The sequence below is a fragment of the Pseudomonas sp. NFX224 genome (assembly GCF_048565165.1).
Classification (GTDB): Bacteria; Pseudomonadota; Gammaproteobacteria; order Pseudomonadales; family Pseudomonadaceae; genus Aquipseudomonas.
In genome coordinates, this window is record NZ_CP183416.1 from 1,865,773 (window position 1) to 1,891,764 (window position 25,992).

20 protein-coding genes, 1 tRNA gene and 1 pseudogene are annotated in these 25,992 nt (G+C 59.5%); 6 read left to right on the plus strand and 16 right to left on the minus strand.

The window, feature by feature from the left end; genetic code table 11:
* Nucleotides 1–8 precede the first annotated feature (8 nt).
* The 5 genes from secF to queA form a co-directional block, all read right to left on the minus strand.
* Nucleotides 9–923 (minus strand): protein translocase subunit SecF, encoded by a 915-nt coding sequence (secF, locus tag ACNYC6_RS08415; protein ID WP_419711896.1) that lies wholly within the window; start codon nt 921–923, stop codon nt 9–11.
* Between the two features lie 9 nt (nt 924–932).
* Nucleotides 933–2,801 (minus strand): protein translocase subunit SecD, encoded by a 1,869-nt coding sequence (gene secD, locus ACNYC6_RS08420; RefSeq protein WP_419711897.1) that lies wholly within the window; start codon nt 2,799–2,801, stop codon nt 933–935.
* Between the two features lie 64 nt (nt 2,802–2,865).
* Nucleotides 2,866–3,204: a preprotein translocase subunit YajC gene (gene yajC / locus ACNYC6_RS08425; protein ID WP_016773317.1), complete on the minus strand. Its 339-nt coding sequence runs from the start codon at nt 3,202–3,204 to the stop codon at nt 2,866–2,868.
* 43 nt (nt 3,205–3,247) lie between these two features.
* Nucleotides 3,248–4,363: a tRNA guanosine(34) transglycosylase Tgt gene (gene tgt / locus ACNYC6_RS08430; protein ID WP_419712934.1), complete on the minus strand. Its 1,116-nt coding sequence runs from the start codon at nt 4,361–4,363 to the stop codon at nt 3,248–3,250.
* Between the two features lie 14 nt (nt 4,364–4,377).
* Nucleotides 4,378–5,442 carry a tRNA preQ1(34) S-adenosylmethionine ribosyltransferase-isomerase QueA gene (gene queA / locus ACNYC6_RS08435; protein WP_419711898.1) on the minus strand — a complete coding sequence of 355 codons (1,065 nt, stop codon included), beginning with the start codon at nt 5,440–5,442 and terminating at the stop codon, nt 4,378–4,380.
* Between the two features lie 108 nt (nt 5,443–5,550).
* Between queA and ACNYC6_RS08440 the strand changes: the two genes are divergently transcribed.
* Together ACNYC6_RS08440 and ACNYC6_RS08445 are read left to right on the plus strand one after the other, a co-directional pair.
* Nucleotides 5,551–5,635 (plus strand) — tRNA-Leu (locus ACNYC6_RS08440).
* 159 nt (nt 5,636–5,794) lie between these two features.
* Nucleotides 5,795–6,124, plus strand: a complete 330-nt coding sequence (locus tag ACNYC6_RS08445; protein WP_419711899.1) for a hypothetical protein — start codon at nt 5,795–5,797, stop codon at nt 6,122–6,124.
* 169 nt (nt 6,125–6,293) lie between these two features.
* Here the strand turns inward: ACNYC6_RS08445 and ACNYC6_RS08450 are convergent, their stop codons facing one another.
* The 3 genes and pseudogenes from ACNYC6_RS08450 to ACNYC6_RS08460 form a co-directional block, all read right to left on the minus strand.
* Nucleotides 6,294–6,770, minus strand: a complete 477-nt coding sequence (locus tag ACNYC6_RS08450; RefSeq protein WP_419711900.1) for a hypothetical protein — start codon at nt 6,768–6,770, stop codon at nt 6,294–6,296.
* Nucleotides 6,771–7,160: 390 nt separating this feature from the next.
* A pseudogene (locus tag ACNYC6_RS08455) lies at nt 7,161–8,129 on the minus strand (hypothetical protein).
* Between the two features lie 11 nt (nt 8,130–8,140).
* Entirely contained in the window at nt 8,141–8,629 is a 489-nt protein-coding gene (locus ACNYC6_RS08460) for an Hcp family type VI secretion system effector (protein ID WP_419711901.1), read from the minus strand.
* 584 nt (nt 8,630–9,213) lie between these two features.
* On the opposite strand from ACNYC6_RS08460, the gene ACNYC6_RS08465 reads away from it, so the two are divergent.
* The 4 genes from ACNYC6_RS08465 to ACNYC6_RS08480 are packed head-to-tail and all read left to right on the plus strand — an operon-like array spanning nt 9,214 to nt 14,337.
* Nucleotides 9,214–9,690, plus strand: coding sequence for a formate dehydrogenase subunit gamma (locus ACNYC6_RS08465; protein WP_419711902.1), 477 nt, complete (start codon nt 9,214–9,216; stop codon nt 9,688–9,690).
* Nucleotides 9,690–11,246: a formate dehydrogenase beta subunit gene (locus tag ACNYC6_RS08470; RefSeq protein ID WP_419711903.1), complete on the plus strand. Its 1,557-nt coding sequence runs from the start codon at nt 9,690–9,692 to the stop codon at nt 11,244–11,246. The genes ACNYC6_RS08465 and ACNYC6_RS08470 overlap by 1 nt, the downstream gene beginning before the upstream one ends.
* Complete coding sequence (gene fdhF / locus ACNYC6_RS08475; RefSeq protein ID WP_419711904.1) at nt 11,243–14,119, plus strand: formate dehydrogenase subunit alpha; 2,877 nt, start codon at nt 11,243–11,245, stop codon at nt 14,117–14,119. The genes ACNYC6_RS08470 and fdhF overlap by 4 nt, the downstream gene beginning before the upstream one ends.
* Nucleotides 14,116–14,337 carry a formate dehydrogenase subunit delta gene (locus ACNYC6_RS08480; RefSeq protein ID WP_419711905.1) on the plus strand — a complete coding sequence of 74 codons (222 nt, stop codon included), beginning with the start codon at nt 14,116–14,118 and terminating at the stop codon, nt 14,335–14,337. Before fdhF ends, ACNYC6_RS08480 begins: the two co-directional genes overlap by 4 nt.
* Before the next feature lie 91 nt (nt 14,338–14,428).
* Here ACNYC6_RS08480 and ACNYC6_RS08485 read toward each other — a convergent pair whose 3' ends face one another.
* The 8 genes from ACNYC6_RS08485 to ACNYC6_RS08520 all read right to left on the minus strand — a co-directional run bounded on the left by ACNYC6_RS08485 (nt 14,429) and on the right by ACNYC6_RS08520 (nt 25,895).
* Nucleotides 14,429–14,797, minus strand: a complete 369-nt coding sequence (locus ACNYC6_RS08485) for a PH domain-containing protein (protein ID WP_419711906.1) — start codon at nt 14,795–14,797, stop codon at nt 14,429–14,431.
* A 61-nt stretch (nt 14,798–14,858) separates the two neighbouring features.
* Nucleotides 14,859–15,200 (minus strand): potassium channel family protein, encoded by a 342-nt coding sequence (locus ACNYC6_RS08490; protein ID WP_419711907.1) that lies wholly within the window; start codon nt 15,198–15,200, stop codon nt 14,859–14,861.
* Between the two features lie 109 nt (nt 15,201–15,309).
* Nucleotides 15,310–16,953, minus strand: coding sequence for a fatty acid--CoA ligase (locus ACNYC6_RS08495; protein WP_419711908.1), 1,644 nt, complete (start codon nt 16,951–16,953; stop codon nt 15,310–15,312).
* A 19-nt stretch (nt 16,954–16,972) separates the two neighbouring features.
* A complete protein-coding gene (locus ACNYC6_RS08500; protein WP_419711909.1) occupies nt 16,973–18,751 on the minus strand; it encodes an acyl-CoA dehydrogenase C-terminal domain-containing protein in 1,779 nt (592 codons plus the stop codon).
* A 7-nt stretch (nt 18,752–18,758) separates the two neighbouring features.
* Entirely contained in the window at nt 18,759–21,278 is a 2,520-nt protein-coding gene (locus tag ACNYC6_RS08505; protein ID WP_419711910.1) for an efflux RND transporter permease subunit, read from the minus strand.
* A 16-nt stretch (nt 21,279–21,294) separates the two neighbouring features.
* Nucleotides 21,295–22,374, minus strand: a complete 1,080-nt coding sequence (locus tag ACNYC6_RS08510) for a WD40/YVTN/BNR-like repeat-containing protein (protein ID WP_419711911.1) — start codon at nt 22,372–22,374, stop codon at nt 21,295–21,297.
* 117 nt (nt 22,375–22,491) lie between these two features.
* The gene (locus ACNYC6_RS08515) at nt 22,492–23,850 is read right to left on the minus strand and encodes a DUF1329 domain-containing protein (protein WP_419711912.1); all 1,359 of its coding nucleotides are present in this window, start codon (nt 23,848–23,850) and stop codon (nt 22,492–22,494) included.
* 41 nt (nt 23,851–23,891) lie between these two features.
* The gene (locus ACNYC6_RS08520) at nt 23,892–25,895 is read right to left on the minus strand and encodes a DUF1302 domain-containing protein (RefSeq protein WP_419711913.1); all 2,004 of its coding nucleotides are present in this window, start codon (nt 25,893–25,895) and stop codon (nt 23,892–23,894) included.
* Between the last annotated feature and the right edge of the window lie 97 nt (nt 25,896–25,992).

The window sequence follows — 25,992 nt, forward strand, 5'->3', positions numbered from 1 at the left end:
AACTTCCTTCAAGGACGGTCGTCGATTTCCTTCTCGGTATTGGCCGGAGGAATCAGGTCCTCAGTGGTCAGGTTCAGCCAGATCAGCACCACGTTCGCGATGTAGATCGACGAGTAAGTACCCGCCAGAACACCGATGAACAAGGCGATGGAGAAGCCGAACAGGTTGTCGCCGCCGAAGAACAGCAGGGCCGCAATCGCCAGCAAGGTGGAGATCGACGTCGCCATGGTCCGCAGCAGGGTTTGCGTGGTCGAGATGTTGATGTTCTCGATCAGGCTGGCCTTGCGCAACACACGGAAGTTCTCACGAACCCGGTCGAATACCACGATGGTGTCGTTGAGCGAGTAACCAATGATCGCCAGTACCGCCGCCAGCACCGTCAGGTCGAAGGTGATCTGGAAGAACGACAGGATACCGATGGTCACGATCACGTCGTGGATCAGGGACACGATCGCACCGACCGCAAACTTCCACTGAAAGCGGAACGCCAGGTAGATCAGGATGCCGCCCAGCGCCATCAGCATGCCGAGGCCGCCCTGGTCGCGCAGCTCTTCACCCACTTGCGGACCGACGTACTCGACGCGCTTGACGGTTGCAGGGTTTTCGCCGCCGACCTTCTGCAAGGCCTCGGCAACCTGGTGACCCAATTGCGGGTCTTCACCTGGCATACGCACCAGCAAATCGGTGGTCGCACCGAAGTTCTGCACGATAGCTTCGTGATACCCCGATTTCACCAGCTGCTCACGCACCTGGGTGACGTCGGCCGGACGCTCGTAGGTCAGCTCGATGAGCGTACCGCCGGTGAAGTCCAGGCCCCAGTTCATGCCCTTGGTGGCGACGCTGAACAAGGCCAGCGCGGTAAGGAACAATGTGACGCCGAACGCGAAGTTGCGAACGCCCATGAAGTTGATTGTACGTAACATGGCAGCCCCTTAAATCCACAACTTCTTGAAGTCACGACCGCCGAAGATCAGGTTGACCATCGCGCGGGTCACCATGATGGCCGTGAACATCGAGGTAAAGATCCCGAGGGACATGGTCACTGCGAAGCCCTTGACCGGGCCTGTGCCCATGGCAAAGAGGATGCCGCCGACCAGCAAGGTGGTCAGGTTGGCGTCGAGAATCGCGGTGAATGCCCGGCCGAAGCCTTCGTTGATTGCACGCTGCACCGACATGCCCGCGGCGATCTCTTCACGAATCCGCGAGAAGATCAGCACGTTGGCGTCGACCGCCATACCCATGGTCAACACGATACCGGCGATACCTGGCAGGGTCAGCGTTGCACCCAGCAGCGACATCAGGGCCAGCAGCATCACCATGTTCACCGCCAGCGCGACGGTGGCGATGATGCCGAAGAAGCGGTAGATGGCGATGATGAACAGCGAGACAAACAGCATGCCCCACAGCGATGCATCAATACCTTTGGTGATGTTGTCCGCACCCAGGCTCGGGCCGATGGTGCGTTCTTCAGCGAAGTACATCGGTGCAGCCAGACCACCGGCACGCAGCAGCAGCGCCAGTTCGGACGACTCGCCCTGGCCGTTCAGGCCAGTGATACGGAACTGAGCACCCAGCGGCGACTGAATGGTCGCCAGGCTGATGATCTTCTTTTCTTCCTTGAAGCTTTGCACCGGCACTTCTTTCTCGACGCCGTTAACTACCTGCTTGGTGTAGGTGGTCACCGGACGCTGCTCGATGAAGATCACCGCCATGCTGCGGCCAACGTTTGAACGGGTTGCGCGGCTCATCAGCTCGCCACCGTGACCATCCAGACGGATGTTCACTTCTGGCGTGCCGTGCTCGCCGAAACCAGCCTTGGCGTCAGTCACTTGGTCACCGGTGATGATCAGACCACGCTCGATCAGCGCAGGAGGACGCTTGCCTTCGCGGAACTCGAATTCTTCGGAAGTGGCTTTCGAAGCGCCAGGCTCAGCAGCCAGACGGAACTCAAGGTTGGCCGTCTTGCCGAGGATACGCTTGGCTTCTGCGGTGTCCTGCACGCCCGGCAGCTCAACCACGATGCGGTTGGCGCCCTGACGCTGGACGATCGGTTCGGCAACACCCAGCTCGTTGACGCGGTTACGTACCGTGGTCAAGTTCTGCTTGATGGAGTATTCACGGATTTCCGCCAGCTTGGCCGGGGTCATCGCCAGACGCAGCACCGGCTGGCCATTGAGGTCGGCCGGAACAATGTCGAAATCGTTGAAATTCTTGCGGATCAGGCTGCGAGCCTGTTCACGGCTGTCTTCATCAGCGAAGCCCAGCTGAATGGCGCCGCCCAGTTGTGGCAGGCTGCGATAACGCAGTTTCTCTTTACGCAGCAGGCTCTTGACGTCGCCTTCATAGACTTTCAGGCGTGCGTCGAGGGCTTTGTCCATGTCCACTTCCAGCAGGAAGTGCACACCACCGGACAAGTCCAGACCCAGCTTCATCGGGTGCGCAGCGAGGTTGCGCAGCCATTGCGGGGTGGTTTGTGCCAGGTTCAGCGCGACGACGTAGTCATCACCCAATGCCTTGCGCACAACGTCCTTGGCTGGCAGTTGGTCTTCAGCCTTGGTCAGGCGAATCAGCCCGCCCTTGCCGCCGTCTGCCAGCGTGGCAGCCTTGACGTTGATCCCGGATTCCTTGAGCGCAGCGCTCACGCGATCCAGGTCAGCCTGATTGACTTGCAGCGCAGTGCTTGCACCGCTGACCTGAATGGCCGGGTCATCAGGATAAAGATTGGGAGCGGAATAAATCAGACCAATCGCCAGCACCGCCAGGATCAGAATGTATTTCCACAGAGGGTATTTGTTCAGCATCACGCCGCCCGTTTATGACGCGGGGCGCCTTGCGCGCCCCGTCGATTGAAGATGAAGTTGAAACTTAGATCGCTTTCAGCGTGCCTTTTGGCAGCGTGGCGGCGATGGCGCCTTTCTGGAATTTCATTTCGACGGTGTCGGAAACTTCCAGAACGACGAAATCGTCGGCCACTTTAGTGATCTTGCCAGCGATGCCGCCGGTGGTCACAACTTCGTCGCCTTTCTGCAGGCTGCTCAGCAGGTTTTTCTGCTCTTTAGCGCGTTTGGCCTGTGGACGCCAGATCATCAGGTAGAAGATGACCAGGAAACCGACCAGGAAAATCCACTCGAAACCGCCGCCCATTGGGCTGGCAGCAGCAGGTGCAGCGGCGTCAGCCATGGCGTTAGAGATAAAAAAGCTCATTTAGCACTCCAGTTGCAAATGTTGAATCTTGGGGTCAGAAAACTCAGTCCAAAGGCGGAACAGGTAACCCGCGTTTGGCGTAGAAGGCATCGACAAAGGCGGCCAATGTACCCTGTTGAATAGCCTCGCGCAAACCAGCCATAAGCACTTGATAATGACGCAAGTTATGGATGGTATTGAGCATGCTTCCCAGCATTTCGCCGCACTTGTCCAGGTGATGCAGATAAGCGCGGGAGAAGTTCTGGCAGGTATAGCAATCGCAGGTCGGATCGAGCGGCGAATCATCATGGCGATGGAACGCGTTTCGGATCTTCAGCACGCCGGTATCGATGAACAGATGCCCATTGCGGGCATTACGGGTTGGCATCACGCAATCGAACATGTCCACACCGCGGCGCACACCCTCAACCAAGTCTTCGGGTTTGCCAACGCCCATAAGGTAACGAGGTTTGTCAGCCGGCATCATGCCCGGCAGATAATCCAGCACCTTGATCATTTCATGCTTCGGCTCGCCTACCGACAGGCCGCCGATGGCCAGGCCGTCGAAGCCGATCTTGTCCAGGCCTTCCAGGGAGCGCATGCGCAGGTCCTGGTGCATGCCGCCCTGAACGATGCCGAACAGCGCCGCCGTGTTTTCGCCATGAGCATTTTTCGAGCGCTGGGCCCAACGCAGGGACAATTCCATGGAAATACGCGCAACGTCTTCGTCCGCCGGGTACGGCGTGCATTCGTCGAAAATCATCACGATGTCGGAGCCCAGGTCACGCTGGACCTGCATCGACTCCTCCGGGCCCATGAACACCTTGGCGCCGTCGACCGGGGAAGCGAAGGTCACGCCCTCCTCCTTGATCTTGCGCATGGCGCCCAGGCTGAATACCTGGAAACCGCCGGAGTCGGTCAGGATCGGGCCTTTCCACTGCATGAAATCATGCAGGTCGCCGTGCTTCTTGATCACTTCCGTGCCCGGGCGCAGCCACAGGTGGAAGGTGTTGCCCAGAATGATCTCCGCGCCAGTCGCCTCGATATCCCGTGGCAGCATGCCCTTGACCGTGCCGTAGGTGCCCACCGGCATGAAGGTCGGGGTCTCGACGGTACCGCGCGGGAAGGTCAAACGACCGCGACGAGCCTTGCCATCAGTGGCCAGCAGCTCGAAAGACATACGACAGGTGCGACTCATACAGTTTCCTCGGGGCCCGATTCTTTAGGGGCAGTCGGCGCAGGATTACGCGTGATGAACATCGCATCACCGTAGCTGAAAAAGCGGTACCCGTTGTCGACCGCGGCCTTGTAGGCAGCCATGGTTTCGGGATAACCGGCGAACGCCGAAACCAGCATCAACAGCGTGGATTCGGGCAAATGGAAATTGGTGACCAGGGCATCGACCACATGAAACGGCCGGCCAGGATAGATGAAAATGTCTGTATCGCCGCTGAACGGCTTGAGCACGCCATCGCGCGCGGCGCTTTCCAGGGAACGCACGCTGGTGGTTCCCACGGCCACCACGCGACCACCGCGAGCGCGGCAGGCCGCCACGGCATCGACCACGTCCTGGCCGACTTCCAGCCATTCAGTGTGCATGTGGTGGTCTTCGAGTTTCTCCACGCGCACCGGCTGAAACGTGCCGGCGCCGACGTGCAAGGTCACGAACGCGGTCTCGACGCCCTTGGCGGCAATCGCCTCCATCAGCACCTGATCGAAATGCAGCCCCGCCGTCGGCGCCGCCACCGCGCCCAAGCGCTGGGCGTAGACGGTCTGGTAACGCTCGCGGTCGGCGCCATCATCCGGGCGATCTATATAAGGAGGCAGCGGCATGTGCCCGACACGGTCGAGCAGCGGCAACACCTCTTCGGCAAAGCCCAGCTCGAACAACGCATCGTGCCGCGCCAGCATCTCAGCCTCGCCACCGCCGTCGATGAGGATCTTCGACCCAGGCTTGGGCGACTTGCTGGACCGCACATGGGCCAGCACGCGATGACTGTCGAGCACCCGCTCCACCAGGATTTCCAGCTTGCCGCCGGAAGCCTTCTGGCCAAACAGCCGCGCCGGAATCACCCGGGTATTGTTGAACACCATCAAATCGCCGGGGCGCAAATGCTCCAGCAAATCAGTGAATTGACGGTGTGCCAAGGCGCCGCTGACCCCATCCAGGGTCAACAGGCGACTGTTGCGACGCTCGGCCAAAGGATGGCGGGCGATCAGCGAATCAGGGAGCTCGAAAGTAAAGTCAGCAACGCGCATGATGGGGTGTCGTCTAGCAGGGCCGGGAAGTCTAGCCGAAATAGTGAAAATTCTCTATGTACCTGATTGACCGACGGTAATCTCATCTCTATACTTCGCCGCCATTGAGCCCTGATGGCGGAATTGGTAGACGCGGCGGATTCAAAATCCGTTTTCGAAAGGAGTGGGAGTTCGAGTCTCCCTCGGGGCACCAAAATTAAGAAAGGTCTTGCTTAGCAAGGCCTTTTTTTTTCGCCTGCAGAAAAGCACCTGACACCCCACCACCCTGTGGGAGCCAGCCTGCCGGCGATGCTTTTGCCCCTGCTACTCCACACCACCCGCACCGCCGGAACATTTCACAAGGATTCCCCCCATGGAATTGCACCTGGAAACCGTCGCCCTCTTCTCCCTCAAACTGGCTTATGAGACGGAAGATTCGAGCCCGATTTTGCGGGATGATTTGGTGATGGGGGATTACCAGCGGGATGTTTTTGAGTTGCTGGTGCGGCGGGGGGATGTTGAGGGGATTCAGGTGAAGGTGGGTGAGTGTGTGGGGTTGGCGTTGGGGGCTGTTGGGGGTGTGGATAAGCCGTTGGGGCGGGAGTTGCATAGGTTGGCGGGTGAATTTGCCGGGTTTCAGACGATGGAGGAGCTTGATGGCGCGCTCGCTGCGCTCAAGGATTATTTGAAAGATATTCAATGAATGGCCAACGCCCGATAGCAGATATTCAATGAATGAAGGGCGCGACCTAAAAAGCGGACACCCTCGCAATGATCGCACCAACGCTAATTAAATAAGCTGTAGTGAAATCTGCTGCCAAAGAAAATAATTATCCAATACAAAAATAAGCCTGCACACAGACTAACGCTCATTATTTCTCATACACCTTTCCGTTAGAGGAATTATTGACTGCAATGGTAGATAACGTACCCACTGAGAGCAGAATCAGCGACAGCGCTGGCACTGCAACCTCAAAGCCTTTGAACTCCAAAAAACTGGATCGCCCACGACTTCCATAAGGCAGCACGATGCATTTAAAATAAATTGAATACCCGGCCAATGTTAAAAAAACCAAGGAAATAACGCTGAGCAAAACCACCAACCGGATCTTGTGCGTCTTCGACACAATGATTTTTTTTGACTCATGTCTTAATTTTCTACATCCATAGCAGTAACCACTTTTAATCCCCCTTTGACCTGCTTCATTTACTGTACCGCAATTTCTGCACTTCCTTGCTATTGGCTGAATTTTCCCATGAGCCATCAGTTCGCGCCCTTCGCCATGTCTAACTTTCCAGTAACAATTTCTTACTGCCGTGGCAGTCCAGGCAAGGCCAACCAAAAACAAGAAGGACGCCTCGAACTACGCGTTAGAATCAAACGACCAAAAGCCGAAAGACGAGCATTGCAAAAAACAATATCCCCCCAGTAATCCATGGCGCCAACAACTTTCTCTTCAAATGACTCGGCAAACTCGATAATTCATTTTTCTCGACAAGACCTCGTTTCTCGCAAATCCTGGGAATCAAAAACATCAATGCAATTGAACAATTCTTCGTAACTGTACCGAGCAACCCTAAGCCCGATAAACCCTCTCGATTATTCGCCACAAACCTACTACTACTAAGATGTCTTTCAATCAAATCGGTAAACAGATAAGAGGACACAAATATCCAGCATATCGAAAGAAATAAACATGCCATTATAACCAGCCCAACGACCGCCAACGTAAGCTCACTCATGGTAAAGTGTTGTCATAAATTACGTCTCCTATCCATTCTCCGGCATTACCACCAATTTCCCCACCACCCCATCCACCTAACGCGCCCCCAATTACAGCACAAGCCAAGGCTCCAGCGCCTCCTGTGACGAATCCGAGCGCAACACAACCAATCGTAGCCGCACCGCCTCCTACTGTTCCTCCAAAGGTTCCACCAATAACATTTCCAGACAATTTACCACCTTCAACATATTTAGCTTTTCTGCACTGTACTTCGCGCCCAGTGGTACACGCGGCGTAGATAGATGTTCCTGTTGCGGCCACATTCAGACCTATACCCAAATAAGTGCCTGATTTCATGAGACGCGAAGCTTTCGCCACGCCATTAATAGTTTCGGCGTAACCTGCTATCACCCCTGAGTGCAAATAGCTTCTCGTGGATATCCCAAGCATATTTTTTATCGAGCCTTGATTGCGCAGGCCTGATCCATATCTGGCAAAACCCTTCAGTTGATTATCAAGTTTTCCAAAGAGTGCCCTGCGCTTTCCTAAAAAATCTTCTCGAGCTTGAGACGTCCCATTTCTGAGATGATCACGATGAGCCGCTTCAATGTCTTCAAGGGTTTGCTTGATTCCATCAAGGTGTTTACTTCAGGCTGCGCCAACGCTACCTACCCCTATCGATGTATACCCAAGTGTTGTTGCTATGAACTCATGATTCTCAACTAAAAACCCATCACTTTGCATTCCATTGGCCATTAGTGCCAAATGAACTTCAGATGCCTTATTCATGTAGAACGCCTCTTCGGCCGTACAGGACGGCGTCGAATTATCACCTACAATTATTATTTCGCCCGGCAGCACCACTGCATTGACAACATGTGCATTTAACACATCAAATTTTGACGCTGAGCTTTTGCCAAGTTGCAATGTCGCCTTTAAATATGAATAAGGCTGCATCCTTGAATTTACAAAGATCTCTGGCATGGATGGCGGCCTCAGGAGTATTTCTTATTGCTGATACGGTCCCAACCGCCCGCTACGTTACCTCCGCCGGCACCATCCGTTCTTTTTTGCTGGGTGTAGATCGTCTTAATACGCCCGTAGTTCAAGCTGATGCTTTCAGTAGGCACGCCATCATTTGCACTTTGTGAGTAGCTCGAAATGATGACTTCTTCCAATGTGATCTCAAAATACTTCTGCTTCTCGCCTCCGGCGCGATGCAATGTCAAAACAACTTCCTTCAGATGATCACCTGCGCAGCTGATCTCTATGAACTTACAACTGGATTTGTCCAGGTTCTTGGTGAACGTGAAGTCGCTAACGGTCGTGCGCCCCGATGAGGCGCCACCTGCAGAGCTGGCTGTAGCGGAAGCGCTTTGATGAGTGCCGAAGTTGTATCCGGTAATTTCTATCCAATCCTTATGTTGCTCGTCCAGCGCTTCGCCTGGAATACCTTCAATTTTGATAAAAGCGTCGAACGCCATGAGACCGCTCCTTGGCAGTGGGTAGTTTGTCTTTTTAAAGGAGCAGGAAATCTACGCCGTTCGGGATAAGCGTTGACTCATTCAGACATCGCCAAAAAACAGAATCAGATGCTTCCGATTCTGTTTGGGCAGACGGATGTAGGACATTTCCGCTCACTAGGCATTGGAGCGGGTTTGGGGGTGCAGCGGAAGGATCGACACATCTGCTCCGCAGAATTACCCTCGATTCTGATGCTTCTTCTCACCTAAAATGCTTGCTATACATCACCCATCGACAAGCCCTTCGGGCATTAGGTCGGTGTGTGAACGCCCTTGCGGCGCTCATCTAGACTTAATGGATAGTCGTAGACAGAACTGAACACGTCGCTTTGGTGCAGTTGAATCAATAGCCGCGTGGCAATCTGCCTTTTATGCCCTGAAAGATGTGCGACAGAGATCGCATCGGGCACAACAAGATGCCCGCCAAGGGTGCCCTGGCCACCGGCCTGAAATCCACGATACCGTGACGTGGTGTGAATGCCGCAGCCGACACTTTCGGACAACCGACGACCTTCTGGTTTGTCCGTGACCGTGAGGATTGCTGAATGCCTGATGAGATGTTGCACCTGCCTGTGGTCAACAGTCTGCTGGAGCGCCATAAGGGCACCCCGGGTGCGCTGTTGCCCATTCTTCATGATATTCAGGAGCGCATCGGTTACGTCCCCGATGCCGCCGTCCCCGAGATTGCCCATGCCCTCAACCTGAGCCTGGCCGAGGTGCGGGGGGTGATCAGTTTTTACCATGACTTCCGTACTGCACCGCCCGCCCGGCATATCCTGCGGCTGTGCCGGGCCGAGTCGTGCCAGAGCCGTGGTGCCGAACAGTTGGCCGCGCAGTTGCGTGAGCGGCTGCAACTGGATGATCACGGCAGCAGCGCCGATGGCAGCATCAGTTTGCGTCCGGTGTATTGCCTGGGTGCCTGCGCCTGTTCGCCGGCGCTGGAGCTGGATGGCCGGGTGCATGCGCGGCTCAGTGCCGAGCGGCTGGATGCGTTGCTTGATGCTTGCCGGGAGGACGCGTGATGCCGACTCTTTATCTGCCTTGTGATTCGCTGGCCCGTGCCGTGGGGGCCGATGAGGTGGCGGTGGCGCTGATTACTCAGGCTCGGGAACGCAATCTATCGCTGGAGTTGCAGCGCACCAGTTCACGTGGCCTGTATTGGCTGGAATCGTTGCTGGAAATGGACACGCCGCAGGGCCGTATCGGCTTCGGCCCGCTGACGGCTGCCGATGTACCCTCGGTGCTTGAAGCGCTGGACAATCCATCCGCTCATCCGCTGGCCTTGGGGCTGGTGGAAGAACTGCCTTATCTGAAGTCTCAACAACGTCTGCTCTTCGCCCGCGCCGGCATCACCCGGCCGCTGTCGCTGGACGATTATCGAGCCCACGGCGGTTTCGACGGTTTGACGAGGGCCGTCAGCATTGGCGGTGAACAGACTGCGACGGCGGTGTTCGACTCCGGCCTGCGTGGCCGTGGCGGCGCGGCCTTCCCGGCCGGGATCAAATGGCGCACGGTGCGCGGCACTCAGGCGGCGCAGAAGTACATCGTGTGCAACGCCGACGAAGGTGACTCCGGCACTTTCGCCGACCGCATGCTGATGGAAGGCGACCCTTTCCTGCTGATTGAAGGCATGGCGATTGCCGGCATTACCGTCGGCGCCACCTTCGGCTACATCTATGTGCGCTCGGAATACCCGGATGCCGTGGCCACCCTGCGCGCAGCGCTGAACATCGCCCGAGATGCCGGTTACCTCGGCGCCGATGTTGGTGGCAGCGGCCAAGCCTTCGATATGGAAGTGCGCGTGGGTGCCGGTGCCTACATCTGCGGTGAAGAAACCGCGCTGCTGGACTCGCTCGAAGGCAAGCGCGGGATCGTCCGCGCCAAGCCGCCGATTCCGGCATTGCAGGGTTTGTTCGGCCTGCCGACGCTGGTGCACAACGTGCTGACGTTGGCCTCGGTGCCGCTGATTCTGGCCAAGGGTGCGCAGTTCTATCGTGATTACGGCATGGGCCGTTCCCTCGGCACTATGCCCTTCCAATTGGCGGGCAATGTGCGTCACGGTGGTCTGGTGGAACGGGCCTTTGGCCTGACCTTGCGCGAACTGGTGGAAGACTACGGCGGCGGCACCGCCAGTGGCCGACCGCTGAAAGCTGCGCAGGTCGGCGGCCCGTTAGGTGCCTGGGTGCCGCCTTCGCAATTCGATACTCCGCTGGATTACGAAGCCTTCGCCGCCATGGGCGCGATGCTTGGTCACGGCGGTGTGGTAGTGGCCGACGACACCCTGGACATGGCCCGCATGGCACGCTTCGCCATGCAGTTCTGCGCCGAGGAATCCTGTGGCAAATGCACGCCTTGTCGTATCGGCTCGACCCGTGGCGTCGAGGTAATCGACCGCCTGCTGGCCGCGCCGGACCAGAACAGTCGCGATGCGCAGGTGATCATCCTCAAGGACCTGTGCGACACCCTGCAATACGGTTCGCTGTGCGCGTTGGGCGGCATGACGTCTTATCCCGTGGCCAGCGCCCTCAAGCACTTCCCTGCCGACTTCGGCCTGCACGCCTCGGAGGCCGAGCAATGATCACTCTCTTCGACCCGAAAACCGATATCGACCTGGGCACGCCCGCCCGTGACAGCCAGGTGCAAGTCACCCTGAACATCGACGGCCGCAGCATCAGCGTGCCCGAAGGCACTTCGGTGATGCGCGCCGCTGCAATGATGGGCACCACCATTCCCAAACTCTGTGCCACCGACAGCCTGGAAGCCTTTGGCTCCTGCCGCATGTGCCTGGTGGAGATCGACGGCATGCGCGGTTATCCGGCGTCCTGCACCACACCGGTCAGCGAAGGCATGAGCGTGCACACCCAGACGCCCAAGCTCGCGACCCTGCGGCGCAACGTCATGGAGTTGTACATTTCCGATCACCCGCTGGACTGCCTGACCTGCTCGGCCAACGGCAACTGCGAGCTGCAGACCGTGGCCGGTCAAGTCGGCCTGCGGGAAGTGCGCTACGGCTATGAAGGCGACAACCATCTGGCCGATGTGAAGGACACGTCCAACCCCTATTTCGACTACGACCCGAGCAAGTGCATCGTCTGCAACCGCTGCGTGCGCGCCTGCGAAGAAACCCAGGGCACCTTTGCCCTGACCATTACCGGACGCGGTTTTGAATCCCGGGTGGCCGCTGCCGGTGGCGAGAACTTCCTCGACTCGGAATGCGTGTCCTGCGGCGCCTGTGTGCAAGCCTGCCCTACCGCGACGCTGATGGAAAAAAGCGTGGTCGAACTGGGCCAGCCGGAACGCAGCGTGATCACCACATGCGCGTATTGCGGTGTGGGTTGTTCGTTCCGCGCCGAGATGAAAGGCGACCAACTGGTGCGCATGGTTCCGGACAAGAACGGCCAGGCCAACCACGGCCACTCCTGCGTCAAAGGGCGCTTTGCCTGGGGTTATGCGACTCACCCGGATCGCATCACCAAACCGATGATCCGCAAGCACATCAGCGACCCGTGGCAGGAAGTCAACTGGGATGAAGCGGTGACTTACGCCGCCAGCGAATTCCGTCGGCTGCAGCAAAAATATGGCCGCGATTCCATTGGTGGCATCACCTCCAGCCGCTGCACCAACGAAGAAACCTATCTGGTGCAAAAACTGGTGCGCGCCGCGTTCGGCAATAACAACGTCGACACTTGTGCGCGGGTTTGTCATTCGCCGACCGGTTATGGTTTGAAGCAAACGCTGGGCGAATCTGCCGGCACCCAGAGTTTCGACTCGGTGATGCAGGCCGACGTGATTCTCGTCATGGGTGCCAACCCGAGCGACGCGCATCCGGTGTTCGCTTCGCAGCTCAAACGCCGCCTGCGTGAAGGCGCGCGGCTGATCGTCATCGATCCACGACGCATTGATCTGGTGGACTCGGTGCACGCCCGCGCCGAAGTGCATCTGGCGCTGCGTCCCGGCACCAACGTCGCCATGCTCAATGCGCTGGCCCATGTGATTGTCACCGAAGGCTTGCTCAATCAGGCCTTTATCGATGCCCGCTGCGAAGGCAGCGATTTCGCCAACTGGCGCGAGTTCGTCAGCCGTGCCGAAAACTCACCGGAAGTGCTTGGCCCTGTCTGCGGTGTACCCGCTGCCGACATCCGTGCCGCCGCCCGCCTCTATGCCACTGGAGGCAATGCGGCGATCTACTACGGATTGGGCGTGACCGAGCACAGTCAGGGCAGCACGGCGGTCATGGGCATCGCCAACCTCGCCATGGCCACCGGCAACATCGGCCGCGAAGGCGTGGGCGTGAACCCGCTGCGGGGGCAGAACAACGTGCAGGGTTCCTGTGACATGGGCTCCTTCCCCCATGAGTTGCCCGGTTACCGGCACATCTCTAACGAAGGAGTGCGCACACAGTTCGAACAGGCGTGGAACGTCACCCTGCAACCCGAACCGGGTTTGCGCATCCCCAACATGTTCGAGTCGGCGCTGGCCGGCAGTTTCAAAGGCTTGTATTGCCAGGGTGAAGACATCGCTCAGAGCGATCCGAATACCCAGCATGTCACCGCCGCTTTGTCGGCGATGGAATGCGTGGTGGTGCAGGACATTTTCCTCAACGAAACCGCCAAGTTCGCCCATGTGTTTTTGCCGGGCAGTTCGTTCCTGGAAAAGGACGGCACTTTCACCAACGCCGAACGACGCATCTCCCGTGTGCGCAAGGTCATGGAGCCGCTCGGCGGCAAGGCCGACTGGGAAGGCACGGTGGCCTTGGCCAATGCCTTGGGTTACCCGATGAATTACCAGCATCCGTCGCACATCATGGATGAAATCGCCAGCCTGACGCCGACTTTCACCAACGTCAGCTACGCCGAACTGGACCGCCACGGCAGCCTGCAATGGCCCTGCAACGCGGCGGCACCGGACGGCACGCCGACCATGCACATCGAAGAGTTTGTGCGCGGCAAGGGGCGCTTCATGCTCACCGGCTACGTGCCGACCGAGGAGAAAGTCAACGCTCGCTATCCGCTGCTGCTGACCACCGGACGCATCCTCAGCCAGTACAACGTCGGCGCGCAAACCCGGCGAACCGACAACGTTGCCTGGCATGACGAAGATCGTCTGGAAATCCACCCGACCGACGCCGAGAGCCGTGGCATCAACGAAGGTGACTGGGTCGGCATCGGCAGCCGCGCCGGGCAGACCGTGTTGCGGGCGCGGATTACCGAGCGGGTCGCGCCGGGCGTGGTGTACACCACGTTCCACTTCCCGGAATCGGGGGCCAACGTGATCACCACCGACAACTCGGACTGGGCGACTAACTGTCCGGAATACAAGGTCACGGCCGTGGAAGTCAGCCGCGTTTATCACCCTTCGGAATGGCAGAAACGCTTTCAGGCATTCAGCGATGAGCAGCATCGTTTGCTGAAGGAACGTCGGCATCCCGAGAAAGCCGAGGTGCGCAAATGAGCACGGACAACCTGATCAAGATGGCCAACCAGATCGGTCAGTACTTTGCGACGCAACCGGACCAGGAACAGGCGGTGCTCAGCGTGCGCAATCACCTGCAGATGTTTTGGGCACCGAGCATGCGTAAGGAATTGCTGGCGTGGCAGACGGAGCATCAGGGGGCGGATTTGCATCCGTTGGTGCAGGCGGCGGTGAGTGGGGCGGGTTGGGAGGCTTAAACCTGGACGAATACCCTGGGCCTGCTGACTGAAAAACCTGTAGGAGCGAGCCTGCTCGCTCCTACAGGGTTCGCGTTATTTTGCAGTCAGTTCAGAGCAAGTGCTGGGAAATCAGCTTCGAGACCTCGACCATCGAGGTCTTGCCGGTGAATTCGAACTTCACTTTGCCCAGTGACGAAAAATAGATTTCCAATTCGCAATCCAGATCAAACGTCCCCGACGTTTCCACCGAGTACGCCACGATGTTTTTGTACGGCAACGAGGTGAAGTCTTTCTTGCTGCCGGTGATGCCCTGCACGTTCACCGCGATGATGCGTTTGTTGGTGAACACCACGCCGTCGCGCATGGATTTGTAGGCGTCGATGACTTTCTCACCGTCCAGCAACAGGGCGGTCACGCGTTCGGCGTATTCGTCGTTTTGCTTGAGCTTGAAGAATCCCTTGTTGTTGAAGTCGATCATGGGTCATTCCCTGTGGGTCAAAACCCGCATCTAAACACGACTTCATGGCATTGAGCCTGTCTTACTTGTCGCCACCTGTTACCCGCACCGCGATCTCGATCGCCCGCACGCTGATTGCCGCGAAGATTGCGGTCAGCAACACGCCGTTGAACCCGAGCAATATCGCCAGCAGCCGCGACAGCGCCATTTTCGGCACGAGTTCGCCATAACCAATGGTCAAGCCGGTCACGAATCCGAAGTAGATGCCGTCAAAAGGCTCCCAACCCTCCACATAGCTGATGATCAGGCCAAACGTAACGATGACAATCAGCATGGTGGACAGGATCGGCCAGACGATTCGAAGGTAGTAACCGACGGCTTTGTAGAACTCTCGACGGATGTGCGACGTGTGGACGAGTTTCATGTCTTGGGTTTCCTGTGGGCGGCAGGCGGATTGGCACCCAACAGCTTGGCACAAGAATTGGAAATCGATGGCCAGGCCCTCGACCCGGTGACGGCCGAGGGCACAGCGTTTAGTCCGCTTCAGTTTCCCGGATCAGCTTCTTGTTGATCTTGCCGACGCTAGTCTTGGGGATTTCCGCGACGAACTTGAACTGCTTGGGGATCGCCCATTTGTTGATGCGCCCGCCATCGACGAAGGCTTGCAGGTGGGTTTCCAGGTGTTTGCGGTCAAGGTACTGGCCCGGTTCGCAGACGACCATGGCCATCGGGCGCTCTCCCCACTGTTCATCGGCGATTCCCACCACCGCGACCGACATCACCGCCGGGTGCTGGCTGATCAGGCTTTCCAGCTCCAGCGAACTGATCCACTCGCCGCCGGTCTTGATCACGTCCTTGATCCGGTCCTTGATTTCCACACCGCCCAATTCATCGATCGACGCCATGTCACCGGTGTGCAGCCAGCCGTCGTGCCAGAGTTCGGCGCCCTTCTCCTTATCCTTCAAATAGCCCTGAGTCAGCCACGGCGCGCGCACCACGATTTCGCCGAGCGATTCGCCGTCGTGGGCGACATCGTTGCCTTCGGCGTCGATGATTTTCAGATCGACCATCGGCACCGTCGTGCCGGTCTTGATGCGGATCGGCAGTTGGGCTTCGGTAGATAGCTTGAGGTCTTCGTCGCGCAGGTAGGTCACGCACAGCAACGGGCAGGTTTCCGACATGCCGTATCCGGCGTGCACCACCATGCCTTTGCCGCTGGCTTCATGGGCGATACCGAGCGTCAGCGCGCTGCCGCCCAGGAGCATTTTCCAGCCATCGAAACGCGCCTGTTTGCCTTCCTCACAGTTGAGGATCATTTGCAGGATGGTCGGCACGCAGTGCGAGAACGTGACCTTCTCTTCGCGATAGAGCCGCACCAGGCTGTTGGGTTCGTAGCGGCCGGGGTAGACCTGCTTGATGCCCATCAGGGTCGCGACATAGGGCACGCCCCACGCGTGTACGTGGAACATCGGCGTGATCGGCATGTACACGTCGTCGGAGCGCAGCAGTGGCTGGCCCTGATAAACGCCCAGCGTGCCCACGGCATTCAGGGTGTGCAACACCAATTGCCGATGGGTGAAGTACACGCCTTTCGGGTCGCCGGTGGTGCCCGTGGTGTAGAACAGGGTAGCGACCGAGTTCTCGTCGAAATCGGGGAAGTCGTATTGCTCGGATGCTTTGGACAGCAGGTTTTCATACTCACCCAGCACCGGCAAAGACGTCTCGACTGGCGTGTCGTCGGTCAGCTGGAGGTAGCCTTTTACGGTGGTCAACCGCCCGTGAATCTGCTCAACCAGCGGCATGAAATCATCATGCACCAGCACCAGATCATCCTCGGCGTGGTTCATGGTGTAGAGCACCTGCTCCGGCGAGAGGCGAATGTTCACCGTGTGCAGCACCGCGCCGATCATCGGCACGGCGAAGAAGCATTCCAGGTAGCGGTGGCTGTCCCAGTCGAGCAAGGCCACGGTGTCGCCGGCCTTCACGCCAGCCGCCGTCAGCGCGTTGGCCAGACGGCGGATGCGCTTGTTGAGCGTCTGGTAGCTGTAGCGCAGTTTGTCGGCGTAGACGATTTCCCGGCCCGGCTCGTAGCGCACGCCGGACAGCAGCAATTGCTTGATCAGCAGCGGGTAGGCGTAGGCGCCGTCGGCGGGCGGAATTATTTTTGTCGCCATCATGTTGGGGCTCCTTGTCCTTTCAGAACTGGTCAGCTTGCAACGCGAACAGGCATTCGCTGCCAGCCTTGGCCGAGGCGCTCAGCGAGTGAATGCGCGGCAACAGGCGGGCGAAGTAGAAGCGTGCGGTGGCCAGTTTGCTGACGTAGAAATCGTCCTTCGAATGGGTGCTCATCGCAGCCTTGGCCATGCGCGCCCACAGGTAGGCATAGGCGGTGTAGCCGAATACGTGCAGGTACTCGACCGAGGCCGCGCCGATTTCATTCGGGTTGGTTTGTGCACGGTCAAGCAGCCACGCAGTCAGTTCGTCCAGGGTGTCGACGGCGGCGTTCAGCGGCTTGGTGAACTCGCCAAGATCGGCGCAGGCGTTGGCGGTGAAGTTGCGGATTTCCGAAGCGAACAAACGGTAAAGCGCCCCGCCGCTGCCGACGATCTTGCGCCCGGCGAGGTCCAGGGACTGGATGCCGTTGGTGCCTTCGTAGATCTGCGTGATGCGCACGTCACGCACCAGTTGCTCCTGGCCCCACTCGCGGATGTAGCCGTGACCGCCGAACACCATCTGGCCGTGCAAGGTGGTTTCCAGGCCCATGTCGGTGAGGAAGGCCTTGGCCACCGGGGTCAGCAACGCCACCAGCTCTTGGGCGCGGTTGCGGGTAACCTCATCTTCACTGAACTTGGCAGTGTCCAGTTGCAGCGCGACGTAGCTGGAGAACGCACGACCGCCTTCGTTCAGAGCTTTCATGGTCAGCAGCATGCGGCGCACGTCCGGATGCACGATGATCGGGTCGGCAGCTTTGTCCTTGTGCTGCGCGCCGGTCGGTGCACGGCTTTGCAGACGGTCACGGGCGTAGGCGACGGCGTTCTGGTAGGAGCGCTCGCCCTGCGCCAGGCCTTGAATCCCTACGCCCAAGCGCTCGTAATTCATCATGGTGAACATCGCCGCCAGGCCTTTGTTCGGCGCGTCGACGATCCAGCCGGTGGCGCCGTCGAAGTTCATCACACAAGTGGCGGACGCCTTGATGCCCATCTTGTGTTCGATGGAACCGCAGGACAGCGCGTTGCGTTCGCCCAGTGAGCCGTCGTCGTTGACCAGCACTTTCGGCACCAGAAACAGCGAGATGCCTTTGGGCCCCGCCGGTGCATCCGGCAGTCGCGCCAGCACCAGATGGATGATGTTTTCCGTCAGGTCGTGCTCGCCGCCAGTGATGAAAATCTTGCTGCCGCTGACCTTGTAGCTGCCGTCGGCCTGAGGCTCGGCGCGGGTGCGGATCATGCCGAGGTCGGTGCCGGCATGGGCTTCGGTCAGGCACATCGAACCGGTCCAGGTGCCGGCGTACATGTTCGGCAGGTACTGGGTTTTCAGCGCTTCGCTGGCGTGGGCGTTGATCGACAGGCAGGCGCCTGCCGTCAGCATCGGGTACAGGCCGAAGGACAGGCTGGCCGCGTTGACCATTTCTTCGACCTGCGCCGAAATGACCTTGGGCATGCCCATGCCACCGAACTGCGGATCACCACCCACACCGACCCAACCGCCCTCGGCGAAGGCCTGATAGGCCTCGGCAAAACCGTCTGCGGCACCGACCACGCCGCTGTCCCAGGTGCAGCCCTGTTCGTCGCTGGCGCGGTTGAGTGGCGCGATCACTTCGCCGCTGATCTTGCCGGCCTCTTCCAGAATGGCGGAAGCGGTTTCTTCGTCGATCACTTCGGCCAGGCCCGGCAATTTGGCCCACAACCGGGACACCTGGAAAACCTCGTTGAGTACGAAGCGCATGTCGCGCAGAGGAGCTTTGTAGTCAGACATTGTTGGCTTACTCGGAAGTGGTCAGGGCATGAGTCACGCCCGGACGTTCAGTGGTTTCAGTGGTTTCGGCCGGCGTGGCGGGTGCGGTTTGCGGCACCCGTTCACGCAGCAGGAAATACGACAGGGCTGGAATGAGGATCAGCGCGCCGAGCATGTTCCACAGGAACATGAAGGTCAGCAGGATGCCCATGTCGGCCTGGAACTTGATCGGCGACCAGACCCAGCACACCACGCCCGCCGCGAGGGTGATGCCCACCAGCCCGACCACCCGACCGGTGAACGACACGGCGTTGCGGTAGGCCTGGGACAGTGGCAAGCCCTGGCGCTGGAAGTGCAGTTGCACGCTGAGCAGGTACAAGGCGTAGTCGACGCCGATGCCCACGCCGAGGGCGATCACTGGCAGGGTCGCGACTTTGACGCCGATGCCCATGGCAACCATCAGCGCTTCGCAGAGAATCGAAGTCAGCACCAGCGGCAACAGCGCGACCAGCGTGGCGCGCCAGCTGCGGAAGGTGATCAGGCAGAACAGCGTCACCGCCGCATAGACGTAGAGCAGCATGGTGCGATTGGCTTCGCGCACGACGATGTTGGTCGCCGCTTCGATGCCCGCCGTACCGGCCGCCAACAGGAACTGGCGATCCTCGGTGCGGTTTTCCTTGGCGAATTTGTCAGCAATCGCCACCACGGCGTCGAGGGTCTCGGCCTTGTGATCCTTGAGGAAGGTGATCACCGGCATCAGCGAACAATCGGTGTTGAACAGCTCCGGCGAATTGACCGAGGCTTGCTGCGCGGCGTAGTTGAGTACGTCCTGATTGCGCTGGATGCTGTTGAGTTTTGGGTTGCCTTCATAGGTGCCGGCCGTGATTTGCCGCACGGCGTTGACCAGCGAAGCGGTGGCCTGCACGCCCGGATACTGCTGCAGCTCCCACGCCAGGCGGTCGGCGAGCACCAGGGTTTTGTAGTTGAGGCAGCCTTCCGGCGCGGTCTTGATCATCACCGCGAACAGGTCGCTCGACAGCGCGTAATGCTGGGTGATGTAGGCGTTGTCGCGGTTGTAGCGCGAGTCGGCGCGCAGCTCCGGCGCACCGCTTTCCAGGTCGCCGATTTTCAGGTTGAGGCTGACCATGAAACCGCCAACTCCCATCAGCACCGCGACCAATACCGCGCCGGTTGCCCACTTCGCAGTGGTGAAGCGATCGAGCAAGTCCCAGAGCTTGCCGAAGCCTTTGTGTTTGTCGGCGCGGGTGTCGATCTTCAAAGCACGCTCGGCAGCCTTGGCGCCAACGCCGACGTACGACAATGCCACCGGCATCAATAACAGCGAGGTGAAGATCAGCACCGCAACACCAATGCTGGCGGTGATCGCCAGGTCCTGGATCACCGGGATGTCGATCAGCATCAGCACGGCGAAACCCACGGCATCGGCGAGCAACGCGGTGACCCCGGCGATGAACAAGCGGCGGAAGGTGTAGCGCGCGGCGATCAGTTTGTGGGTGCCGCGAGCGATGTCCTGCATGATCCCGTTCATCTTCTGTGCGGCGTGGGACACACCGATGGCGAAGATCAAGAACGGCACCAGCACCGAGTACGGATCGATGGCATAGCCGAGCCAGGCGACGATGCCCAGTTGCCAGACCACTGCGATCAGCGAGCAGCCAACCACCAGCAATGTGCTGCGCACGCAACGGGTGTAGGCGTAGATGATCGCCAGCGAAGTGATCACCGCCAGGCCGAAAAACATCATCACTTGAATCAGGCCATCGATCAGGGCGCCCATCAGTTTGGCGAAGCCGATCACCCGCACCTTGTACTGGCCCTTGCCCTCTTCCCCGGCCTTGCGTGCAGTGCTGTCACCGGCGAATTCGATCTTGTCGCGCAACTGCTCTTCGAGCATCTGCGAGAAGGCGTGGTAGTTGATGGGTTGGCCACCGGCGGCGGCTTTGTCCAGCAGCGGCACGATCAGCATGGTCGACTTGAAGTCGCTAGCCACCAGGCTGCCGACTAGACCGGCGCGGGAGATGTTCTGGCGCAGTTGCTCGATTTGCTCAGGCTGACCGGAATAGGTGTCGGGCATCACCGGGCCACCCTGGAAGCCTTCCTCGGTGACTTCGGTCCAGCGCACGGCCGGGCTCCACAGCGATTTCATCCAGGCGCGGTCGACGCCTTCGGTGAGGAACAGTTGGTCGTTGACCTGTTTGAGAACGTCGAGGTAAGCCGGGTCGAAAATATCGCCTTGGGTGTTCTCGACCACCACGCGCACGGAGTTGCCCAGACCGCGCAACGACTGGCGGTTTTCCAGGAAGTTCTGGATATAGGGTTGGCTCTGCGGAATCATTTTTTCGAAGCTGGGGCGCAGCTCAAGGCGTGTCACGGCCATGTAGGCAAAGACGACTGTGGCGAACGCCATCAGCAGCATGAAAAACGGCCGGAAGTTGAACACCAGGCGTTCGAGGCGGTTGCCGGAACGCTGGTCGAAATCGCGTAATTCGCGGATCACCGGCATGGCGTCTTGTTTGATATTGCCCATGTCTGGGTTCTCGCTCTTAGGGTTCGAGGGCTAGCGTCTGGGCGCCACGGCTGCCCGCGACCACCAACGTGCCAGCGGCGGACTGGGTGGCACCGGCGACCGGCGTCGGCACCGGTTGGCGCAGCAGCTGCAATTGCGCGCCCGTGCCCTGGCTGACCAGCATCTGTCCGCCTTGGGTGAACAAGCGGTAATTGCCGGCGGCATCGATCAGGCCAGCGGTGACGCTGACGTGCAGGCCGGTGTCGAGCGCGGTCCAGTTCTGGCCGCCATCGATGCTGCGCAACACATTGCCGCGCAGGCCGTAGACCAGCACTTCGCCGGGCTTGCCAAGCACGCCGAAGAAGCTGCCCTGATACGGCGTCGGCACGGCGGCGAAGCGTTGGGTGTTCTCATCCCATTTGAGCAACAGGCCTTGCTCGCCAGCGATGTACAGCGCATCGCCGGTGGAGGCGATGGCGTTGAGGTGGAAACTCTGTGGGTTGTCGGTGCGGTCCTGGAATGGCGTCCAGCTCTGGCCACCGTCGTCAGTGCGCAAGATCAGGTTGAACACACCGACCACGTAGCCGGTCTTGTCGTTGGAGAACCAGACGTCGAGCAGCGGTTTGTCCGCGCCCTGCTCGACCAATCGCTGGCCCTCGGCAACCAGCAGCGGCCATTGCTCGTTGCCCGGCTCGGCGGTGGCCAGCGCGGTGTAATGCTTGACCAACAAAGCGCCGATCTGACGACCGTCGAGTTGCTTGTGCCAGGTCGCACCGGCGTCACTGCTGTGCAGCACCACGCCGTCGTTACCCACCGCCCAGCCTTGGGTGGTGGTCGGAAAATTCACCGCCGTGAGGTCGGCACTGGCCGGCACGGTGGCCTGCTTCCAGTGCTGACCGGAATCATCGGAAAACAGAATATGGCCACGCTGGCCGACGGCGATCACGCGCTCACCGGCGCGGGCCATACCGGACAACGGGCTTTTCATGGCCAAGGCGCTGACCTTGACAGGCAGGTCCAGCACATCAACGTAATCAGCCGCGTGGGTGATGCCCTGCAACAGGCCGAGCACCACGCCAAACGCCAGCTGCAACATATTATTTTTATACGAACACATACCGCGTCCTCTTCGGAAAACCGCGCCGGGACACACGTCCGTGTGCCTGACGTTGAAACCTGGCGCCGCGCAGGTCATGTGGGAGCGAGCAGGCTCGCTCCCACACTGGATCGTGGCTTAGCGAATACCGGCGCCGGCCAGGGATTCCGACGACCACTGCGCCTTGGAGAGCGGGTCGATGTACTTGATGCCGCCATACGGGCCGACCACACCGTTGATGTTGTAAGTGCCGCCGACCAGGTCGTAGATCATGAAGGGCGTGGAGTCCGGCACTTGCTTGTCATAGCTCTGGCTGAGGAAGGCAAAGGAACCGCGATAGAGCTGACCACGGGCGTCATATTGATCCGAGGCCAGAGCGGTCCAGCTGTCTTCGTCGAGGTAGAAGCGGCGCTTGGCGTAGATGTGGCGAGCACCGGCCTTGAGGGTGCCTTCGACGACCCACACACGGTGTTTTTCCCAGCGCACGAAGTCCGGTGCGAGGTGGTTGGCGGTGGTCAGCGACTTCGGATCCTGGACGTAGGTCAGCTTGTAGGTGTTGTAGGGCACGATCATTTCCTGCTTGCCCACCAGCTTCCAGTCGTAGCGATCCAGCGCACCGTTGAACACGAACACGTCATCGTAGGTGCCCGCGCCGGCGGTCCCCGGGTTCGGCGTGTCGTAGGCCAGGTTCGGCGCCAGTTTCACTCGACGCTGACCCGGCAGGTATTGCCAGGCGCGGCGTGGTTGCTGCAACGGGTTGGCCGCGTCCTTGAGCATGATCGCTTCCCCGGCACGGCGCGCAGGACCGGTGTAGGACAGCTTCATCTGGTAGTACACGTCGGCGCTGCTGATCGGCTGCGTCAGGTTTTCGTAGATCGGGTAGGAAATGAATGCCTGCCCGGTGATCGCCAGGCTCGCAATGCCGGCGGAATCGACGTTCCACGAGTCGTACTTGGTGTTGATGCTCACGCCCTGATAACGCAGCAGGAAGTTCCACATCGCTTCGTTGCCCGACTGCGGAATCGGGAACGGTGCGCCCGGCAGCACGTTGTCGATGGCCAGCCCACCTTCGAGGGACTTGGCGCCGCTGGCGTTCTTCACGCCGTTATCCAGAATGGCCTGGGGCAACGAGACGCTGCGGTGAGTCGGGAACACATCGACACGAAACGTCGGGAAGCGCTTGGCCAGTTCGACCGTGGTGGCGCTGAGCATGCTCTTGTACTGATCGACGTTCTTGCCGTCGATCACCAACAGCGGTTTTTCGCTGGCGAACGGGTCCGGACGCATGCTGTCGCCGGCTTTGAAACTGGCCGGCGGCGTGGTCAGGCCACCGTTGTAGGCGGGGATGGAACCATCAGCGTTCCCGGCCTTTTCGGCGCCCACCAGCGTCAGGCTGCTGCCGAGCTTGGCAACGTCCTGAGGTGAAACAGCGGCCTGTGCCTGCGCGGCAAGGACCATGGCCAGCGAAGCGGCCAACACGGTTTGTGCGAATTTCATGTTGTTATTCTCCTGCTTGCATTGAGCAAATCAGTGGTGAATCAAAAAGTGGTTTTCATCGTCAGGTACACGGCGCCACGGTCCTCAGTCGTTGCACCGCCACCGGAGAAGGCCGAGTAGCCTCCGGCGTAACAGGCGTAGTTTTCGTTACCGCTGAAGGCGTTCGGCGTGGAGCCGTCGCCACCGGTCGGGCCGGTGCTTGTGCCGCTGACGTTGCACTTGTCGGTCTTGCCGAAAGAGTCCACGTACTTCAGGTCGACGAAGTATTTGTTGTACACAACGGCCCCGAGGCCGACGGCGTAGTTACCGGTGTCTTTGGCACCGCCACCGGAGACCGGTGACACGCCGTCGAGACCGACGTTGACGGACATCGGCGCATTGAGGTCGACACCGGGGAATACCTGGTACCAGGTCGGTGTGAAGTTGACCGCGATGCCCCAGTTGTCCCGGGTCGGTGCGTCGATGCCGCGATAGCTGTCCTTGCCTTTGTAGAGCGCCTCGTTCTTGCTATCGAGCTTGAGCAGGTTGCTGTAGTACAACTCGCCGAGCAGGGTCGCGGAATCGAACAGCGGCGTATCGGCAATGGTCATCAGGCCATTGAGCGTCCAGTGCAAGGTGTCGCCGGTGGCAGCCATGCTGTCGCCTTTTTCCGGGGTGTCGTAGACCACACCGGTGGCGGCGGTACGCGCCGGCAGCAGGCCAAGCCCCTGGCCCAGTCCCAACGGACTGTTGGTGCTGACAATCGCCGGAATACTGGCCAGCGGCATGTTGTGGCGAATGTTCAGGTCCGAACCGACACTGACTCCGCCGACGTCCTTGGACAGGCTCAGGCCGACGATCTTGATGTTGTCGGCATAGGCCATTTGGTAGGTAGCGGTGCTCAACGAGTTGAGGGTGTTGATCACGGCTGGCACTTGCCCGGCCGGGCGGGTGCCGTTGGCGTTGGCCGAGGACAGACCACGGGCATCGAGCCAGGCTTGCGGCAGGATTTCCGAGGTTTCGCGGTAGTAAACGCCGAGGGTGCCGTCCAGCCAGGCGGGCGACCACTTGGCCATGACACCCCAGTCGCCACGCTTGTCCGGCGTCAGGTCATGGCCGCGACGCACGTTGGTCAAGCCGTTGCACGGCGCCAGGCCACAGCCCAGCGGGCTGCCCGGAACCACGGCGTTGGTGTTGCCGAGCAGGAACGACTGCGCGCCGAAACCGACCAGGTCAGAACCGCCGTAATAGGTGCCCGCTTCCGGCAAACGCGCTTCATCCCAATCGAGGAAGTACTGGGCACCGATGGTCAATTCCGGGTTGACGGTGAACGACATCGACAGCTGGTTACGCGGAACGAACAGCTCCTTGGCTTCAGTGCCCGGCGACGCCGCGAGCTTGGCCAGGTCGAGACCGGACTGGCCGTAGCTGACCGAGTGCACCGGGTTGAGAAGGGTCTCGCCCCAGAACACGTTGTGCTGACCAGCCTTGACGCTGAGTATCGATTCTTCGCCAATCTCGGTGCTGTAGAACACGAAGGCGTCGAGGATTTCGCCGGACGGGCCAGTGTAGTAGCGCTGGGCGTAGTTGCTCAGGTGAGGGCTGCCGGTGCCGACGTTGTCATTGGTCACGCCGGCCAGACGTGGGTCGTTGGCGATCAGGCCCGAGGTCGAACCGTTGCCGTTGACGAACGGGTTGGAGTTGGAGCCGGCGTTCTCGTAAGCCTTGTCGTACCAACTGGCGGCGCTGACGCGAAAGCCCGTGTGGTTCTGATAGACCACGTCCATCTCGGTCAACAGGTCGACACGATTGGTGATGTTGGTGCCGGCTTTGCGAAAGTTGTAGTCGCCGTCGTTGTTGTTCGGCGTGGCCAACATGCGCTTGTCGGCACTTTCGGTGCGCACGCCGTAGTTGTACTTCACGGTGTTATCCAGGCGAACGGTCCAGTCCGGGTTACCCGTCTCGATCTCCGCCGCATGGGCCATCGGCACCGTTGCCGCGAGAATGGCCGAGGCCAGCAAGCTGTAGCGTGATGCGGTGAACCCGTGACTCTTGTTGTTGTGCATTGCGTTGTCTCCGCCTTTTTGTATTTGTTTTAAGCGCAGCCGCCCTCTCGCAGACCTCTTCGGGTCAACGTTTCAGGAGTGAGGGCAAATGCCGGTT